Origin of the sequence: Martelella alba, assembly GCF_005217455.1 — a bacterium.
Lineage (GTDB): Bacteria > Pseudomonadota > Gammaproteobacteria > Enterobacterales > Enterobacteriaceae > Acerihabitans.
Window position 1 is genome coordinate 28,814 of record NZ_SZPQ01000029.1, and the last position, 18,145, is coordinate 46,958.

Here is an 18,145-nt window from a genome sequence, read left to right on the forward strand (position 1 = left end):
TCATATTCCAAGCCGCCTCTTGGTCGGCTACGCTCGTTCGCCGCCGAGATGCAACTTGAATTATTTAGGGTATAGAGGCATCGGCGTGATTTATCTGAGTACCGCGATGCAACTTGAGGTATTCAGAGTAAATATCTGCCGTACATGCACAAGGGCAAGACAAAACGCGTTAGCCGGCGACCCCGCTCACCGCGGCGATGGCCCGGGCCGTGCGCAGGACATTGCCGCCGTTTAGCCCGGACAGACACATCCGGCCGCTGGCGATAAGATAAACGGCATATTCATCACGCAACCGATCCACTTGACGCGGACTCAGACCGGTATAACTGAACATGCCGCGCTGCCGTAGCAAATAGCCGAAATCATGTTCAGGCAGGGCGATTTTCAATGCATCCACCAAGCTATGGCGCATTCGCATCAGGCGTTCCCGCATGCCGTCGACCTCCTCGCGCCAAAGCGCGCAAAGCGCCGGATCGTTGAGCACCTGTGAAACCAGTTGGGCGCCAAAGCTCGGCGGGCTGGAATAGTGGCGGCGCACGGCGGCGGTCAGTTGCCCCAGTACCCGTTGCGTCTCGGCCGGGTTATCGCCCGTTACGGATAAGGTGCCGACCCGTTCGGCGTACAGCGAAAAAACTTTTGAAAACGATTGGCTGACCAGGCAAGGCAATCCCAGGCGGGCCATCTCGCGCACCGCATAGGCATCGTCATCCAGCCCCTCCCCCAGGCCCTGATAGGCGATATCCAGGAACACAATCAGATTGCGTTCCGCGACGACCTTGATGACGTCATCCCATTGCTGGCGGGTCAAGTCCGAGCCGGTGGGGTTATGGCAGCAGGGATGCAGCAGGACAATATCGCGGGCCGGCAGGGACCGCAGGCAATCCAGCATGGCGGTGAAATCAATGCCCAGCGCCTTTCCGTCAAAATAAGGGTAGGTTTTTACCGGAAAGCCCGCGCCAGCGAATACCGCCACATGATTTTCCCAGGTGGGGTCGCTAACCCAAACCGTGGCGTCCGGGAAATAACACTTAAGGAAATCCGCGCCAATGCGCAGCGCGCCAGAGCCGCCCACCGTCTGGATGGTGGCGATGCGGCCCGCGACACGCAGCGGGTGGTCTTCACCAAACAGCAGCGCCTGTCCGGCGTCGCGGTAAGAAGCCAGTCCCGCCATGGGCAGATAACCGCCCGCCTGTTTTCGCGTGGCATCCACGATGGCTTGCGCCTCGGCAACCGCCCGCAGTTGCGGAATGACCCCTTGTTCGTCGTAATACAGGCCGATACTCAGATTGATTTTATCCGGACGTGAATCCTGCTTATAGGTTTCCATCAGCGATAATATCGGATCCCCGGCATACGCAGCGACATTTTGGAACACGGTGCAGACTCTCCTGGTTGAGCGGGTTCAAAGGCGAATTCCCGCCTCCACATTAACAAACTCAATGAACGTATGACAAACCTTCTCCGGCCGGGATACGCCGCCGCTCACAAAGAACATGCCGGCATGCGGTTGTCCGCCGGCGCCTCGGCACATGTACCGTCGACATACTCAAGCGCCACCCGGTTGGTCAGTTTGGTAATGAGCTCATACGCGCTGATGCCGCTGGCCTCGGCGACCCGTTCCACCGGCAGGGACGGCCCCCACAGCGCCACCTGATCACCGACGCGGTCAATACTGTCGGGGCCCAGATCCACCGTCAGCATATCCATGGAAACCCGTCCCACCAGCGGCACCTGGCGGCCATTTACCCAAACGGGCGTGCCGCTGGGGGCGCTACGCGGATAACCGTCTCCGTAACCGAACGCGATAACGCCCAGGCGGGTATCGCGGGCGCTGACCCAGGTTCCGCCGTAACCGCTGGCTTCACCCGCCCGGTGATCCCGCACGGCTATCAGCGCCGATGTCAGCGTCATAACCGGTCGAAAGCCAAAATCGGCGCCGATACCCGCCGCCGGCGAAACGCCGTAGAGTAAAATGCCGGGACGAACCCAATCGCGATGGGAATCCGGCCACAACAGAATTCCGCCGGAAGCGGCGATGGATTGCATGCCGGGTTTGCCCCGGGCAAACGCGTCAAAGCAGGCCAGTTGCTGGCGGGTGGTATCTGTCTGAGGTTCATCGGCCCTGGCGAAATGGCTCATGATATTCACCGGCCCCAGGATACCGGGACAGGCGGATAAACGCCGATAAAACGCTTCGGCTTGATCCGGCCGGATACCCAGACGGTGCATGCCGGTATCCAGTTTCATCCATACCCGAACCGGCAACCCGGCCTGCTCCAGCGCCAGCAACTGCTCTTCGCAATGCACGGCGGTGTCGATATTATGCGCCGCCAGCAACGGCAGTTCCTCTTTGCTGAAAAAGCCCTCCAGCATCAGGATGGGTTTCGCTATCCCCCCGCGGCGTAGCGTCAGCGCTTCCCCCAAACGGGCCACGCCCAGGTAATCCGCTTCATTTTGTAACGTCAGCGCGGTTTCCAACAGGCCGTGCCCGTAAGCATTGGCTTTCACGATCGCCACTACGCGGCTTTGCGGCGCCAGCCGACGTACCTGTCGGAGATTGTGCCGCAATGCCTGACGATCTATAACGGCGGTGGCCGTTTTCATTATTCCTGTCCTGGTTATTATTCATCATCGTATTGCGGCCCGGCATAACTGTCGAACCGCGACCATTGTCCGTTAAACGTCAGCCTGACGGTACCGATCGGGCCGTTACGCTGTTTACCGAGAATAATTTCCGCAATACCCTTCATATCGCTGTTTTCGTGGTACACCTCGTCGCGATAGATAAACATGATAACGTCGGCGTCTTGCTCAATGGAGCCGGATTCACGCAGGTCGGAGTTTATCGGCCGTTTGTCGGCGCGTTGTTCAAGGCCGCGGTTGAGCTGGGATAGCGCCACCACAGGTACTTGCAATTCTTTGGCCAATGCCTTAAGCGAACGCGAAATTTCAGCGATTTCCAATGTCCGGTTGTCGGATAGCGACGGCACCCGCATCAATTGCAAGTAGTCGATCATGATCATGCTCAGACCGTCATGTTCGCGAAATACCCGCCTGGCGCGGGAACGCACTTCAGTAGGCGTGAGGCCGGAGGAATCGTCGATATACATATTATTTTTTTCCAGCAGCAGGCCCATGGTGCTGGAAATCCGCGCCCAATCCTCATCGTCCAATTGCCCGGTGCGAATGCGCGTCTGGTCGACCCGGGACAGCGACGCCAGCATACGCATCATTAATTGCTCGCCGGGCATTTCCAGGCTGAAGATCAAAACCGGTTTGCCTTCGGTCATGGCGGCGTTTTCGCACAGGTTCATGGCGAACGTGGTCTTGCCCATGGACGGCCGGGCAGCGACGATAATCAGATCGGACTTTTGCAGGCCGGCGGTTTTCTTGTCGAGATCCGAATAACCGGTGGAAACCCCGGTCACGCCGTCATGAGGCCGCTGATAAAGCTCCTCGATGCGCGCCACGGTATCCTCAAGGATTTGGTCGATGCTCTTGGGACCGTCGTCTTTACTGGCACGGTTTTCCGCTATCTGGAATACCCGCGACTCCGCCAGATCAAGCAGTTCCTCACTGCTACGCCCCTGGGGATCGTAACCGGCGTCGGCGATTTCATGGGCGACGGCGATCATCTCCCGCACAACCGCCCGTTCCCGGACAATATCCGCATAAGCGGCAATATTGGCGGCGCTGGGGGTATTTTTCGATAATTCGGCCAAGTAGGCGAACCCGCCCACCGAGTCCAGTTCGCCCTTTTGTTCCAGCGATTCGGAGAGCGTGATCAGATCGATGGGCTTGCTCAGTTCAATCAGACGCTGCATCTCGCCGAAAATCAGCCTGTGCGGACGATTGAAGAAATCCTTGACCGCCACCCGCTCGGCGACGTTATCCCAACGTTCGTTATCCAGCATCAGACCGCCCAGCACCGATTGCTCCGCCTCCAGGGAATGGGGGGGCAGTTTCAGGCCTTCTACCTGACGGTCCGAAGCGGAACCGGTTTTATTGAGGGCTTTTTTTTCTGGCATGCGATAATGACTTTATCTGCTGGAAACGTCCTTGGATGAAAACGCATTGTAGCGTTAGTTGCCGTCAAATCCTATGCGGCTGTGCATTCAGGCGACAAGACATATGAGTGTTCGAAAACCTTACAGGAGGAACAGCGATGGCCAAGCGCATTCAATTCTCCGCCAACGGCGGCCCGGACGTTTTGGAATATGTGGATTTTACACCAAAAGAACCGGCGGCGGGCGAAGTACAAGTTGAAAATAAGGCAATAGGCATCAATTACATCGATACCTACGTGCGCAGCGGCTTATATCCGGCCCCGTTACCCTCGGGCCTGGGTACCGAAGCCGCCGGGATCATTACCCGGATAGGCGAGGGAGTGGCCGGTTTCAAGCCAGGCGATCGGGTGGTTTATGCCCAATCTTCACTGGGCGCCTACAGCGAAATCCATAACGTCGCCGCCGAGAAAATCGCGCTACTGCCCAACGCCATCGGCTTTGAACAAGCGGCGGCCTCATTTCTCAAGGGACTGACGGTGTTCTACCTGTTGCGCCAGACCTATGAGATCAAACCCAACGAAATTTTTCTGTTTCACGCCGCGGCGGGCGGCGTGGGTCTCATTGCCTGCCAATGGGCCAAAGCCCTTGGCGCTAAAATGATAGGCACCGTGGGGTCGGCGACAAAAGCCGCCCTGGCGAAAGACGCCGGCGCCTGGGAAGTCATCAATTATCGCGAAGAAAACGTACCGGAACGGGTGGCGGCACTGACCGGCGGAAAAAAAGTGAGCGTGGTCTACGATTCGGTGGGCAAAAACACCTGGGAAGCCTCGCTGGACTGTTTGCATCGCCGGGGATTGATGGTCAGTTTCGGCAATTCCTCCGGCCCGGTGACCGGCGTCAGCTTGTCCATTTTGAACCAGAAAGGATCATTGTTTGTCACACGGCCGTCGCTGTTTGGCTATGTGACCAACCAGGAAGAACTCAGGCTTGCCAGCAACGAATTGTTTTCCATGATTGCCAGCGGCGCCATTAAAATCGACATACCGGAGCGGCAGAAATTTCCGCTGTCGGAAGCGCGGCAGGCGCATCGTGCCCTGGAAGCACGACAAACCAACGGTTCTTCACTGCTGATACCCTGAACCCCGATGTGAACGATATCGGCGCAATAGTAAACGGGCTTCCCTTGGGAAGCCCGTCTTTTTTTGACCGCTAGACAACAGAGGCCTTTTTTTAGGTAGGGTCAGGGCAGTCACGGCAACGGGAAGCGGCGACATACCGCCGGGCGCCTCCGGTACGATGAAATCTGCGATAGGACAATGGGGGTATCCTATCAGCAGAGATAAGCAAAAAGTATCGATTATGCAGATTTGACCTTAGAAATGAGAAAAGCTGTGATCAGCCACGCATTTTTCAGCCGGTAGCCTGGCGCTTCGTCCCGCTTACCGGCATGCGGATCAATAGCGGGGCAATTGCGGCGGTCCCATGGCTCGCCATACCCAGGCAATCACTAAAGCCAATAGCAACCAGGGCAGTAATTTCAGGGCCAGCAGAAACAGACCGGCAAACAGCATGACAAACGTCCCCACCACCAGCGCCGCCAATACGCCCAACAGGGAAATACCGGTAAACAACAGCATCAGGAAGAAGGCGATAACAAAAAAGATTTCCAACATGTTCAGCTCCCAATCTTGAGGCAGGTACGGTTGCCGACCTTGTTCGGCATGCGCTTGCCCTTCGCGCTACGCTTTTTATTTAACAAGATCCATGCCAAGATGCATTTTGATTACTTAATTGATTTAATTAACTTTTCACGAGAAACACATAATGAATATAGCGAATTTCGCTATCTATTAGCCAAATTCGCCGTCTTCTTAGACGCAGGGCTTTACAATCAACCTGAACCGCCACACCCCGCATGGCGAAGCGAGACGCGCTCTAGGAAAGATTATCGGAAAACCGTTGGCTGACGGGCGCATCTTCAGCCAACCGATTCGCGGCGACGTTGGCCAACGCTCGTTCCACCACCGAGATGTCGGCGCCGGGTTTGTGGGCGTTTTCGCTCAGGTGGCGCCGCCACTGCCGCGCGCCGGGCCGCCCCTGAAACAGACCCAGCATATGGCGGGTGATGTGGCCAAGCGAGGCGCCGCGGGAAAGCTGGCTCTCAATGTAGGGCAGCATGGCCGCCGCCACATCGACCAGGGAATCATAAGGATCGGTCGCGCCGAATAACCGGCTATCGACACGGGCCAGCATGGACGGGTTTTGATAAGCTTCTCGCCCGATCATGACGCCATCAAGCCGTTGCAAGTGCCCGCCGGCCTGCTCAAGGGTTTTGATGCCGCCGTTAATGGCCAGTCGTAACCCGGGAAAATCGCGTTTTAGCCGGTATACCCTGTCGTAATCCAGGGGGGGAATTTCCCGGTTTTCCTTGGGGCTTAGCCCCGACAGCCAGGCTTTACGGGCATGGATGATAAAAGTGTCGCATCCGCCTTGTTCCGCCACGGTCCCAATAAACTCGCACAAAAAGGCATAACTGTCCTGGTCATCGATACCGATTCGGGTTTTCACCGTCACCGGGATGGACGCGACGGCGCGCATGGCGGCGACGCATTGCGCCACCCGTTGCGGCTCCGCCATCAAACAGGCGCCGAAGCGGCCGTTCTGTACCCGATCGGAAGGGCAGCCGACATTAAGATTGATTTCATCATAGCCGCGTTGCTCGGCCATCCGCGCGCATCGCGCCAAAGCATCCGGCTCGCTGCCGCCCAGTTGCAAGGCCACCGGATGTTCTGCGTCGTCATAGGCCAGGTAATCCCCTTTGCCGTAGAGTAAGGCGCCGGTTGTGACCATTTCGGTGTAAAGCACGGCGCGCCGTGTCAACTGGCGCAGGAAGTAACGGCAGTGGCGATCGGTCAAATCGAGCATCGGCGCGACGGCGAACCGGCAGGAGGGATAATTGCCTGGCACATCAGGCACAATTGGAGCTACAGGCATTTCTTGCAAAGTCATCGTTTCGTGCATTTAGGTTAAGTCTCGCCGAGATCAGTAGCGGCGACCCTGTCAACGCCAGGAACACGCGGTGCTGGCAGCCAAAAAAAAGCTTTCTTACTATAGCACAGAAACCTTGCCCATTTTGACCGATGCCAACGGCTCGCCTGACCGGTAAATTGACCTAGCGAAACACGATCAGGTTAACAAAACACGAAAAATACCTTTCCCAAACCCCACTTTACTCCGCAATATTGTCGACAATATGCAATAATCAATGCGACCACCAGCCAGGGGAGTAAATGATGGCGATACCACAAGAGCAGCGAGCAATGGCGTTGGAGACGGGTGTTACCCGGCGTTTGGCGCAATACCTGGTCCAAACGCGGCCAGATGATCTTCCCGGCGCGGTCCGCGCGCGGGGGGTCGATTCATTCGTCAATTGGCTGGGCTGCGCCGTTGGGGGCAGCGGACATCCAGCCGTGAAAATCGCCTTATCGGCCTTGGCGCCCTTCGCCGGCGCCCCGCAGGCTGCCGTGTTAGGCCGTATTGAGCGGACCGATATCCTGACCGCGGCGTTGCTCAATGGCGTCAGCTCACATGTGTTCGACTTTGACGATACTCACCTTAAAACGGTGATCCACCCCGCCGGTCCGGTGGCGTCGGCGATTATGGCATTGGCGGAATATCGCGCCATTGGCGGCGCGGAGTTTATCCATGCCCTGATTCTGGGAATCGAAACGGAATGCCGTATCGGCAACGCCGTCTACCCGGACCATTATGCCGTGGGTTGGCATATTACCGGCTCCGCCGGCGTTTTCGGCGCAGCGGCGGCGGCGGGCAAAGTACTGGGGCTAAATGAGACGCAAATGACCTGGGCGCTGGGCATCGCCGCATCGCAACCGGTTGGTCTGCGGGAAATGTTCGGTACCATGACCAAAAGTTTTCATCCGGGCCGGGCCGCGCAAAACGGGCTGACGGCGGCATTGCTGGCGGCGCGGGATTACACCAGTTCAGAGCAGGCCATCGAAGCCAAGCGCGGTTGGGCCAATGTCGTCAGTACCCGCCAGGATTACCGGGAAATTACCGACGGCCTGGGCGAACGCCATGAAAGCCTGCTCAATACCTTTAAACCTTTCGCCTGCGGCATTGTCATTCATCCCGTGATAGACGGCTGCATCCAATTAAGACATGAACATCACCTAGACGCTGACCTGATAGATGCGGTGCGATTGCGGGTCCACCCACTCGTGCTGGAACTGACCGGCAAGCGGATGCCCCAAACCGGTCTGGACGGCAAATTCAGCGTCTATCACTCCGCCGCCGTGGCATTGATTCAAGGACGGGCCGGCGAAGCGCAATACAGCGACGCCGCGGTGCATCACGCGCCAACCGTTGCCCTGCGCAATAAAATCAGCGCGGAAATCGACCCGTCATTACCCGCCGATGCCGCCCATATCGTCCTTGTGCTGCAAAACGGACAACATCTCGAGAAACATATCGAGCATGCGATAGGCAGCACGGCAAATCCCATGAACCGAGAGGCTATCGATGGCAAATTCACCGATCTCACGGCCCCCGTGCTTGGCGCCGAGCAGGCGGCGAAACTCTTATGGGCCTGCCGGGAGGTGGAATCCTGCGGTAACATGGCGGATTTGGCCAGGCTGACACAGCCCGAGGGAAAGCGGACGCGTTGTTGATCCGGTTCGGCCACAAACGGGATGCCGCCGCCCTGGGCGCAGACATCCCATCATGATAGGCATAACGGGGGAATGTCGACATGTCAGGAGAATTGGCGGGACAGGTCGCCGTCGTGACCGGCGCGGCCCGTAACATAGGTCGGGCAATTGCGGTGGAACTGGCCGCCGCGGGCGCGGCGGTCATGGTCAATGCCCGGCAATCGGCCAGTGAGGCGGCAGATGTCGTACGGGAAATTGAACGTTGTGGCGGGCGCGCCCAACTGCATTTGGCCGATATCAGCGAACCGGAAGGCGCCAGGGGACTCATGGCCGAGACCGTAAAACAGTTCGGTGGCATTGATATTCTGGTGAATAACGCGGCGATTCGGCGCGAGACGCCTTTCGCCCAATTGAGCTGGACTCAATGGCAGGAAGTCCGATCGGTCATCCTCGACGGCGCTTTTCTGTGCGCAAGCGAGGCCCTGCCGGCACTCATGCGATCCGGCAAGGGCAGCGTTATAAATATTGGCGGCATGTCTGCGCACGCGGGCTCCGCGGGGCGAGCGCACGTTATCGCCGCCAAGGCCGGTTTGGCGGGATTGACGCGCGCATTGGCCTATGATCTGGGGCCGGAAGGCATTACGGTCAACTGTGTGGTGCCGGGCATGATTGATACCGTTCGCGGCGGCGCGGCCGGCGATACGCGTCCGGCGCATCGCGCCGCTCGGCAGACGCTGCTGGGCCGACCGGGACGCCCGGACGACATTGCCGCACTGGTCCGGTTTCTCTGTGGTCCGCAAGCCCGCTACCTGACCGGACAAGTCATCCACGCCAACGGCGGGGCTTACCTGCCGTGAACAAAGCACAAGATCGGCTTGCGCCCGGGAAGTCTGACCGGCAGTACCGGCCAGACGCATCGGTATGCCGATTTTCTCCTTCACCCGCCTAGGGGGTCGCCAATGACCATGCGCTTTTCATCGGATAACATGCCGCCTATAGCGGAAACGCTCGCCGGCTGGATTGCGAATCAGGATACCAGCCGTTATCCGGCCGAAACGGTCGATGTCGCGCGTTTGCTGCTGTTGGACATGCTGGGACTCTGCATCGCCGCGCGTAATGAATGCTATACGCTGGCGACATTGCGCTCCGCCGACGGGCAAGGCGATTGTACCGCGTTGGGACATCGTGGCGGGCTTACGCTGTTTGATGCCGCGTTAGTCAACGGCACCGCCGCCCATGGCGAGGATTTTGACGATACCTTCGAGGGCGGGCCAGTGCATTCCGAGGCGGTGGTCGTTCCAGCGGTATTGGCCGTATGCGAACGTGAAAAATTGTCCGGCGCGGATTTATTACGGGGAATCGTCACCGGAGCGGAACTGATGTGCCGTTTAAGCCTGGCGGCGCCGCGCGCTATCCATCGCGCCGGATTTCATCCCACGGCGGTCATCGGCGCTTTCGCGGCGGCCGGCGGCGTCGCGGCTAAACTCACGGCAAACCGCATCAGCGCTGGGCATTGCCGGCAGTATGGCATCCGGGATCATTGAGTATCTGACCGAAGGCGCCTCCACCAAACGCATGCATGCCGGCTGGGCGGCGCAATCGGGCATTCGCGCGGCGCTGATGGCTAAAGACGGATTCGACGGACCGCATACGGTGTTCGAAGGCCGCCATGGTTTTTATCGAGCGTTCGCACCCTCGCTAACGGCCGACTTCACCCCGGTATTGGACAAGCTCGGACAGCGTTGGCTGATGCAAACCATCGCCTTTAAACCCTACGCCTGCGGCACTATGACCCAGCCCTATATTGATTGCGCCATCGCCTTGGCGCGCCGGGGGATAAAACCGGAGAACATTCGCGACATCATTTGCAAAGTAGGCGAAGGAACGGTACATCGGCTTTGGGAGGACCTGGCGGTCAAACAGCGCCCTCCCAACGCCTATGCGGCCAAATTCAGCACCCCCTATTGTATGGCGGTGGGATTTTTCGATGGCAAGGCCGGGTTGGCGCAATTTACGCCGGAACGTATCATTGACCCGGCGGTATTGGCGTTAGCCGGCAAAATCGGTTATGTTGTTGACCCGCAAAATCCCTACCCGGCCAATTTTACCGGTCATTTGCGGGCGACGCTCAACGACGGCGAAAGCGTGGAAATTGAACGGCCATGGATGCGTGGCGGCGCCAAAGAACCCCTCACCCTCCGGGAGCTCGAAAACAAATTCCGCGACAATGCGTTGCATGGCGGTTGGCGGGAACCGCTGATAGAACGCATGTTGGCGCTCTACCAGGATATCTTCCATCAACCGGATGTTGGCGCGCTGCGTCACGCCGGACAATAGCGCGGCATGGGACGCCATTTATAGCCAAATGGCGTCCCATAAGACATCAATGAATCTGAACATCTATCACCTGATAAAAGGCATTAGGCGTATCGGCGACATCCCAGACGGCAAGAATCACATGGTAACCGGTGTATTCCGGCGGAATAAAACAGGGAAGAACGACAATGGTCGGCGGTACCGCGCCCTGTTTTTCCTCGCTGCAAATCGGTGTCAGAACAAACTGCGCGCGCGTCAGTGGCGCGTTGGGATTCCAGTCCGGCCGGGTGATGAAAATGCGCCAGCTTGAAGTGGCATGGGTCGCGTGCAACGACCAAATAAACGTGTTGTCGCCCCTGTTGATATCCACCCGGTACCAACGATTCACGTCTTGTTCGTTTAACTCCGCAAACCGCGCTTGACCTCCACTGGCGATGTGGCCGTCCGCCGGACCGGCGGCGGGAAAACCTTTAGGGCCTTCTATGGACTGTGGTTCGTAAGCGACATCCCCACAGTTGCGATTTCTAAAGCCGCCTTGTTCGGAACACAAAAAGGAACGGCTTTCCGGCGATTGCACCACGCCATGAAAGGGAACGGGATTTTGTGCCAGCGCGTTTTGATTAAAAAAAAACGCTACTATCATAGTTAAAAATAACAACGTCTGTCGCATTGTAGTGTCTCGACTTGTTGACTCACAAAGCCTGCCGCAAATTAAACGGCCACGAAGCCTCTCTGTTTCCTCGGAAAAGAATAAAAATTTACCTGTCGCTCATCAATCTTCATTTTTGGTATTGCAAATAAGGAAACAATCAGTTTTATGCCATCCTATGCGTGACCTGATTTATCCGCCAACGACGATCCGCCGCAGAACCGTGATGGGCCCATGCCGGCCTCAGGCCGATGAGCGGCCTCGGATGACAGTCGATAACAAGTGAAGGCGGTTGCGCCAACGTGTAAAGGTCCGGTAGCCAGACATTAACATTTTCCGGATGTTCCCTGGAAAAGTTCGTACTGCATACCAGATGTCCCTCATTTCGTCCCAAAACCAGCAAAGCCGATTTACAAGTTGGTCATAATCCACTATCACATGAATTCGTTCTGATGCTTTTAGTTTGAGCGATGAAAAAATGGTATGCGCGTCTAACGGGGATTTTTAGCAGTTCGTCTGGTTAACAACCTAACCGGTTTTTTGCTGCCTGTTCTAAGCGTAAGACATCTTTTGTTGTATTACCGGCGTTGTACTGCCATGAGGCGCCGGCTAAACAATTTTATAGCAAGACTCACACATCTATTTCCTTCAAACTTATTAACGGTAGATACTGTAACTATTATGACTGTATTTATTCTCGATCCGTGCGCGTATACCAGGTGTGCGCTAAAAAGTTCTCTTGGCGCGAATGGTGTGAAGGGAAGCATTCGTACACTGGATAGCTTGACGGCACTAAAAAAGAAATGTCAAACGTCGTCGCCTTCCGTGGTATTCATCAATCAGAATTATTTTCAGGTTCAGCATGATAACGAAGAGCTAAAATCGGTCATCGATCAACACCCGGCGACACTCTTTTTTATATTCATCGGTAATGAGAGCATAAAATTCTACGATTTTGTGCCTATCAAAAACAATGTTATTATTACATCGAAGTTTATAAAAATATCGACTATCAATATGATTATCCGTTACTTCATGGATATCAAAAGCTGGCGTGATGACAAAGAAACCATCGGGTTCGCGCCCTTGCGCTTCAGTAAAACCGAAGCGGAAATCCTCACGATGTGGATGTCGGGTTATGACACCTTCCATATCTGTTCACATTTGCATATCAAGGAAAAAACCCTCTCATCACACAAAATCAATATCAAACGGAAAACCCGTGCCAGTAATAAGCAGGTTATCTATCATTTGATCACCATCGCCAACAGTGTTACTGAAGGGATTAACCATCATTGGCAAAAACCTGTCGGTTTTACCAATACGGCGACTTATCCGTTGCAATCGGCTTAATGGGAATCTTAATGCGGGCGCAGTGACATACCCTGCTGGGCATTACCCGAGTTGGGCGTTTTACCGCCATCATGATAAGATGGGGGAAAGGCAGGCTACGGGGATTCTTTATGAACAGCATGGATAAATCACAGCTGCTCAGCCAGGCGGAACAACTATGCGAGCAGCGCAATGTGCGTTTGACGCCGCAACGACTGGAGGTGTTGCGTCTGATGACCCAGCAGGAAGGCGCAATCAGCGCCTATGACTTGTTGGATCTGCTGCGCGCATCTGAACCGCAGGCGAAACCGCCGACCATCTACCGCGCCCTTGATTTCTTAATGGAACAGGGGTTTATTCATCGGGTGGAATCGACGAACAGTTTCGTTCTGTGCCATCATTTTGAAGAGCCCAGCCATACCTCCGCTTTTTTTATCTGTGACGAATGCGGTCAGGTAATAGAACGTTCGACGGAAGGTATCGAAGAAATCTTGCAGCGGATGGCCCGCGCCAATGGGTTCACCATGCGGCATAACGTGGTGGAAGCGCATGGGTTATGCGAGAAATGCACCCAAGTACAAAGCTGTGCTCAGTTGGACAATTGCGGGCATGCGCACGCAGTTAAAAGAAAATGATTGTCCGGACGATAAAAGATGTGCCGTTTATACTCCCAATACTTGGGTTTGCATCGCGGCGGCAAGCGAGCAAGTTCCCAGGAGCATAGATAACTATGTGACTGGGGCGTGCAAGCGCAGCCAACAATGAGGCAACGTGAATTATGACGAGTATGGATGGTACATCCTTGTACCTCGGGTAGGCGCTTAAACTCAATCATGGAGGAGTATTGGCGGGAATTTACTGCATGGACTACCAATGGTATTTATTGCGGGTTTCCCAATCTCTGACTTCCGTTTCAGCCGCTTCTTTGCCGTAACCGTATCTTTCCTGTATTTTGCCGATTAACTGGTCGCGTTTGCCTTCCACAACGGTTAAGTCATCATCGGTGAGTTTTCCCCATTGTTCTTTGAGTTTACCTTTGAATTGTTTCCAGTTGCCGTTTGCTTGATCAGAATTCATTGTAATCTCCTAATTTAATCAGTTTTAATCAGCAATCTTTATGAATTCCCTGCGTTGGCGATCCCGACAGGGCCTGATTACAGCTGAATACCGGTTTTTACAGGCCGTGAAAAATTTGTCTTCTGAAGTAATTATAGCAGTGAACAGGGTAAATAAAGGCATTAACAGAGGATATGACCGCATTATTAATGATGAATGGGTTTAACGTGCTATAAGTTGTTACAAAACAGCGGGTAGCATGATGCGATTTAACGGGGCAAGATGTAACTAAATATGTATTAGTGGTGTTAATGAAAAGAACACGACTATGGAAAGCGCCCCTTCCTCGGGATATTGGATATTATACATGTCGCCCGCCAGTAGTCTGAGCGGGCAACATGTGGCGGGCAGAGCGTTCAGATCCAGTTGGCGTTACGGATAACGCCGACCGCTAAACCTTCTATGGAAAGATCCTGGTGACGCAGGTCGACGACTATCGGCGTGAAATCACTGTTTTCCGGCAGCAGTTCCACAATATTACCTTGCCGTTTAAGACGTTTGACCGTCACTTCATCGTTAATGCGAGCCACCACCACTTGTCCGTTACGCGCTTCCTGTGTTTTATGCACCGCCAGCAAATCGCCGTCCATGATGCCGATATCCTTCATGGACATGCCGCTGACCCGCAACAGGAAATCCGCATGCGGACGGAACAGATCCGGGTCCACCCGGTAATGGCTCTCAATATGCTGCTCGGCAAGCAGGGGCTCGCCCGCCGCGACGCGACCAATCAGCGGCAAGCCGGCCTCTTCTTCTTCATCCAGTAGCAGCCGGATACCGCGCGATGCGCCGGAAATGATTTCAATTGCGCCTTTGCGCGCCAGCGCCTTAAGGTGTTCCTCGGCGGCATTGGGAGAACGGAATCCCAGTTGTTGAGCGATCTCCGCGCGCGTCGGCGGCATGCCGGTCTGCATGATGCGATCGCGGATAAGGTCAAAAACCTCTTGCTGTCTGGCGGTTAACGCTTTCATTCCGTCCCCTGTTTGTTTATACAGTCTTTGCGAGAGTATATACAGGTCTGAGGCAATTGAAAACCTCCCCGCCGGCAAAAACGTTAAAAAGCCGCAAGATACGCGCTTCGCTGATCCAACCCACCCGTCAAAACAGACGCCAGAGAAACGTGGCCCATACCCAGACCGCCAAGAGTATGGTCAACATGACCGCCGCCGAACCCAGATCCTTCGCCCGGCCGGACAAAGGGTGGCGTTCGGGCCCGATGCGGTCCACCACCGCTTCAATGGCGCTGTTGATAAGCTCCACCACCACCACCAGCCATACGGAGCCTATCAATAAAACGCGTCTGACGAAGTCCGGTTCGAGGGAGTATGCCAAGATGACGGCCGCCACGGCCGCCACCGCTTCCTGACGAAACGCCGCTTCATGGCGCCAGGCGGCGCCAATGCCTTTCAACGAATATCCCATGGCCTGGTAAATTCGTCGCAGCCCGCTATTTTGATTTGCCATAGCCCTATACGCCTTGAGAAAACAGCGCTTATATTACCGGTTCTTTGCGTTCGCATCACCACAGATCTGTGGCGCGGTTTCTGGTATTCTTGTGCCGCAATGCTAACAAGAGGCTTTACAAAGATATGTCAGGTTGGCGTACTTTATATTATGCGTTATTGAATTTACCGCTGAAACTGTTGGTCAGGAGTAAGGTGATTCCGGCCGATCCCCAAGGGGAGACCGGCTTGGATCCGCTACGGCCGATAATGTATGTTCTACCTTATAATTCCAAGGCGGACTTGCTTACGCTACGCGCGCAGTGTCTAAAACTGCAATTGCCGGATCCGCTGGACCAAGTGAATATCGACGGCGTCAGTTTGCCGCGTTATGTCTTTATCAACGACGGACCGCGGGTCTTTTCCTATTTCACCGAAAAGCCGGAGTCCGTCAGGTTATTTCATAATTACCTGGACTTACATCGCAACAATCCGCAGTTGGATGTGCAGATGGTGCCGGTCGCGGTGATGTTCGGACGATCGCCCGGCCGCGAGGCGCAACCCAATCATCCCGCGCCGCAACTACGTCTGCTGAACGGTTTCCAGAAATTCATTGCCGTATTGTGGCTGGGACGCGACAGCTTCGTCCGCTTTTCCAGCCCGCTATCCATGCGATATATGGCGACGGAGCACGGCACCGATAAAACGATTGCCCAGAAACTGGCCAGAGTGGCGCGGATTCATTTCGCCCGCCAGCGCCTGGTGGCGGTGGGGCCGCGCCTGCCGGTCCGGCAGGAGTTGTTCAATAAGCTGCTGGCGTCCAAGGCCATTGAAAAAGCCGTGGAAGATGAGGCGCGCACCAAAAAGCTTTCCGTGGAAAAAGCGCAGCAGGCGGCCATCGGGATAATGGAGGAGATCGCCGCGGACTTCTCTTATGAGGCGGTGCGTCTCACCGATCGGGTCCTCGGATGGACCTGGAATCGCCTTTATCAGGGATTGCACGTGCGTAACGCCGAGCGGGTGAGGCAATTGGCCGAAGACGGGCATGAAATCGTCTATGTGCCCTGTCATCGTAGTCATATGGATTATCTGCTGTTGTCGTATGTTCTCTACCATCAGGGTCTGGTGCCGCCGCATATCGCCGCCGGCATCAACCTGAACTTCTGGCCGGCGGGGCCGGTTTTTCGCCGGTTGGGCGCATTTTTTATCCGCCGGACGTTCAAGGGCAACAAACTTTATTCCACCATATTCCGCGAATACCTCGGTGAATTGTTCACCCGCGGATACTCGGTGGAATATTTTATGGAAGGCGGGCGCTCCAGAACGGGCCGGCTGCTGGAGCCCAAAACCGGCACACTGACCATGACCCTTCAGGCCATGTTGCGCGGCGGAAACCGGCCCATTACCCTGGTGCCGATCTATGTCGGCTATGAGCATGTCATGGAGGTGGCGACCTATGCCAAGGAATTGCGCGGCGCGACCAAGGAAAAAGAAGGGTTTTTCCAGATGTTGCGAGGCTTGCGCAAGTTGCGCAACCTGGGCCTGGGCTATGTGAATTTCGGCGAACCGTTATCGCTGAGCGCCTACCTTAACCAGCATGTGCCGCAGTGGCGCGAATCCATCGATCCTATCGAGGCGCAACGCCCCGCCTGGCTGGCGACGGCGGTGGCCGACATCGCCGGCAAAATCATGGTCCGGATCAATAACGCCGCCGCCGCCAATGCCATCAATCTGTGCTCTACGGTGTTACTGGCGTCGCGACAACGTTCGTTGACCCGCGAGCAGTTGCTGCAACAACTGACCTGTTATATGGCGCTGTTACGCAACGTGCCCTACGCGCCGGACGTTACCGTACCGGACGCGACCGCGGAGCAATTGCTCGAACACGCGTTGGGCATGGATAAATTCAGTATTGAACAGGATACCATTGGCGACATTATCTACTTGTCGCGGGAACGGGCCGTCCTGATGACCTACTACCGCAACAATATTCAGCATCTGTTCATTCTACCGTCGCTGGTGGCGGCCATGGTGATCGGCCATCCCGGTATTGATCGCGCACGACTGCTACACCGGATAACGCTGCTGTATCCGTTGCTGAAAGCTGAATTGTTCATGCATTATGACGACAATCAACTGGAAGCGATTATCCTCAGGCTGATAGCGGAACTGTTGCGACAGGAATTGATCACGGAAGACGCGCAGCGGCTCAGCATCAATCCTGGCCGGGCCCATACGCTGCAACTGCTGGCCGCCGGCGTTAGGGAAACACTGCAACGTTACGCCATCGCTTTTTCCCTGCTGCGATTCAACCCGCGGATTAACCGCGGAACGCTGGAAAAAGAAAGCCGTATCATGGCCCAGCGCCTCTCGGTGCTGCACGGTATCAACGCGCCGGAGTTCTTTGATAAAGCGGTGTTTTCCACCTTGGTGGGAACGCTGCGCGACCAGCACTATATTAGCGATACCGGCGACGCCATAGAGGAAAAAGTCAACGAGACAAGCCTGATCCTGAGCGAATTGGTTACGCCGGAAGTGCAATTGACCATTGAAAGCGCCGGCGTGCTGGCGTCGGTAAAAATCACCGACGCGACGTCGGCGGATTAGCCGCGGCCG

At 55.7% G+C, this 18,145-nt stretch carries 16 protein-coding genes and 1 pseudogene; 8 read left to right on the forward strand and 9 right to left on the reverse strand.

The features are described from left to right. Nucleotides 1-169: 169 nt before the first annotated feature. The 3 genes from FCN80_RS18090 to dnaB form a co-directional block, all read right to left on the reverse strand. Nucleotides 170-1,375 (reverse strand): amino acid aminotransferase, encoded by a 1,206-nt coding sequence (locus FCN80_RS18090; protein WP_136991568.1) that lies wholly within the window; start codon nt 1,373-1,375, stop codon nt 170-172. Nucleotides 1,376-1,482: 107 nt separating this feature from the next. Then, complete coding sequence (alr, locus tag FCN80_RS18095) at nt 1,483-2,604, reverse strand: alanine racemase (protein WP_136991569.1); 1,122 nt, start codon at nt 2,602-2,604, stop codon at nt 1,483-1,485. A 17-nt stretch (nt 2,605-2,621) separates the two neighbouring features. Further along, nucleotides 2,622-4,028, reverse strand: a complete 1,407-nt coding sequence (gene dnaB, locus FCN80_RS18100) for a replicative DNA helicase (RefSeq protein WP_136991570.1) — start codon at nt 4,026-4,028, stop codon at nt 2,622-2,624. Nucleotides 4,029-4,165: 137 nt separating this feature from the next. On the opposite strand from dnaB, the gene FCN80_RS18105 reads away from it, so the two are divergent. After that, a complete protein-coding gene (locus FCN80_RS18105) occupies nt 4,166-5,146 on the forward strand; it encodes a quinone oxidoreductase (RefSeq protein WP_136991571.1) in 981 nt (326 codons plus the stop codon). 315 nt (nt 5,147-5,461) lie between these two features. Here FCN80_RS18105 and pspG read toward each other — a convergent pair whose 3' ends face one another. Together pspG and dusA are read right to left on the reverse strand one after the other, a co-directional pair. Further along, a complete protein-coding gene (gene pspG, locus FCN80_RS18110) occupies nt 5,462-5,680 on the reverse strand; it encodes an envelope stress response protein PspG (RefSeq protein ID WP_136991572.1) in 219 nt (72 codons plus the stop codon). Nucleotides 5,681-5,942: 262 nt separating this feature from the next. Next, nucleotides 5,943-7,001: a tRNA dihydrouridine(20/20a) synthase DusA gene (dusA, locus tag FCN80_RS18115; protein WP_306767896.1), complete on the reverse strand. Its 1,059-nt coding sequence runs from the start codon at nt 6,999-7,001 to the stop codon at nt 5,943-5,945. A 296-nt stretch (nt 7,002-7,297) separates the two neighbouring features. Here dusA and FCN80_RS18120 point away from each other — a divergent pair, with 296 nt between their 5' ends. The 4 genes and pseudogenes from FCN80_RS18120 (at nt 7,298) to FCN80_RS26930 (ending at nt 11,011) form a co-directional block, all read left to right on the forward strand. Beyond that, nucleotides 7,298-8,695 carry an MmgE/PrpD family protein gene (locus FCN80_RS18120; protein ID WP_230492763.1) on the forward strand — a complete coding sequence of 466 codons (1,398 nt, stop codon included), beginning with the start codon at nt 7,298-7,300 and terminating at the stop codon, nt 8,693-8,695. 80 nt (nt 8,696-8,775) lie between these two features. Further along, nucleotides 8,776-9,531: an SDR family NAD(P)-dependent oxidoreductase gene (locus FCN80_RS18125; RefSeq protein WP_136991574.1), complete on the forward strand. Its 756-nt coding sequence runs from the start codon at nt 8,776-8,778 to the stop codon at nt 9,529-9,531. Between the two features lie 129 nt (nt 9,532-9,660). Then, nucleotides 9,661-10,312 (forward strand): annotated as a pseudogene (locus tag FCN80_RS26925) (MmgE/PrpD family protein); the annotation flags it as partial. 150 nt (nt 10,313-10,462) lie between these two features. Continuing rightward, nucleotides 10,463-11,011, forward strand: coding sequence for an MmgE/PrpD family protein (locus FCN80_RS26930; protein WP_230492769.1), 549 nt, complete (start codon nt 10,463-10,465; stop codon nt 11,009-11,011). Nucleotides 11,012-11,057: 46 nt separating this feature from the next. On the opposite strand, the gene FCN80_RS18135 is transcribed toward FCN80_RS26930, so the two are convergent. Further along, nucleotides 11,058-11,633 (reverse strand): lytic polysaccharide monooxygenase, encoded by a 576-nt coding sequence (locus FCN80_RS18135; RefSeq protein ID WP_230492764.1) that lies wholly within the window; start codon nt 11,631-11,633, stop codon nt 11,058-11,060. Between the two features lie 687 nt (nt 11,634-12,320). On the opposite strand from FCN80_RS18135, the gene rcsA reads away from it, so the two are divergent. Together rcsA and zur are read left to right on the forward strand one after the other, a co-directional pair. Continuing rightward, on the forward strand, nt 12,321-12,992 hold the full coding sequence (rcsA, locus tag FCN80_RS18140) for a transcriptional regulator RcsA (RefSeq protein ID WP_170975441.1): 672 nt from the start codon (nt 12,321-12,323) through the stop codon (nt 12,990-12,992). Nucleotides 12,993-13,102: 110 nt separating this feature from the next. Continuing rightward, entirely contained in the window at nt 13,103-13,606 is a 504-nt protein-coding gene (gene zur / locus FCN80_RS18145) for a zinc uptake transcriptional repressor Zur (RefSeq protein ID WP_136991577.1), read from the forward strand. A 232-nt stretch (nt 13,607-13,838) separates the two neighbouring features. Here the strand turns inward: zur and FCN80_RS18150 are convergent, their stop codons facing one another. The 3 genes from FCN80_RS18150 to FCN80_RS18160 form a co-directional block, all read right to left on the reverse strand. Next, entirely contained in the window at nt 13,839-14,048 is a 210-nt protein-coding gene (locus FCN80_RS18150; RefSeq protein WP_136991578.1) for a CsbD family protein, read from the reverse strand. 395 nt (nt 14,049-14,443) lie between these two features. Next, nucleotides 14,444-15,058, reverse strand: a complete 615-nt coding sequence (gene lexA, locus FCN80_RS18155; protein ID WP_136991579.1) for a transcriptional repressor LexA — start codon at nt 15,056-15,058, stop codon at nt 14,444-14,446. Between the two features lie 127 nt (nt 15,059-15,185). Then, nucleotides 15,186-15,551 carry a diacylglycerol kinase gene (locus FCN80_RS18160; protein ID WP_136991580.1) on the reverse strand — a complete coding sequence of 122 codons (366 nt, stop codon included), beginning with the start codon at nt 15,549-15,551 and terminating at the stop codon, nt 15,186-15,188. A 125-nt stretch (nt 15,552-15,676) separates the two neighbouring features. Between FCN80_RS18160 and plsB the strand changes: the two genes are divergently transcribed. Beyond that, a complete protein-coding gene (plsB, locus tag FCN80_RS18165) occupies nt 15,677-18,136 on the forward strand; it encodes a glycerol-3-phosphate 1-O-acyltransferase PlsB (RefSeq protein ID WP_136991581.1) in 2,460 nt (819 codons plus the stop codon). Nucleotides 18,137-18,145 lie beyond the last annotated feature (9 nt).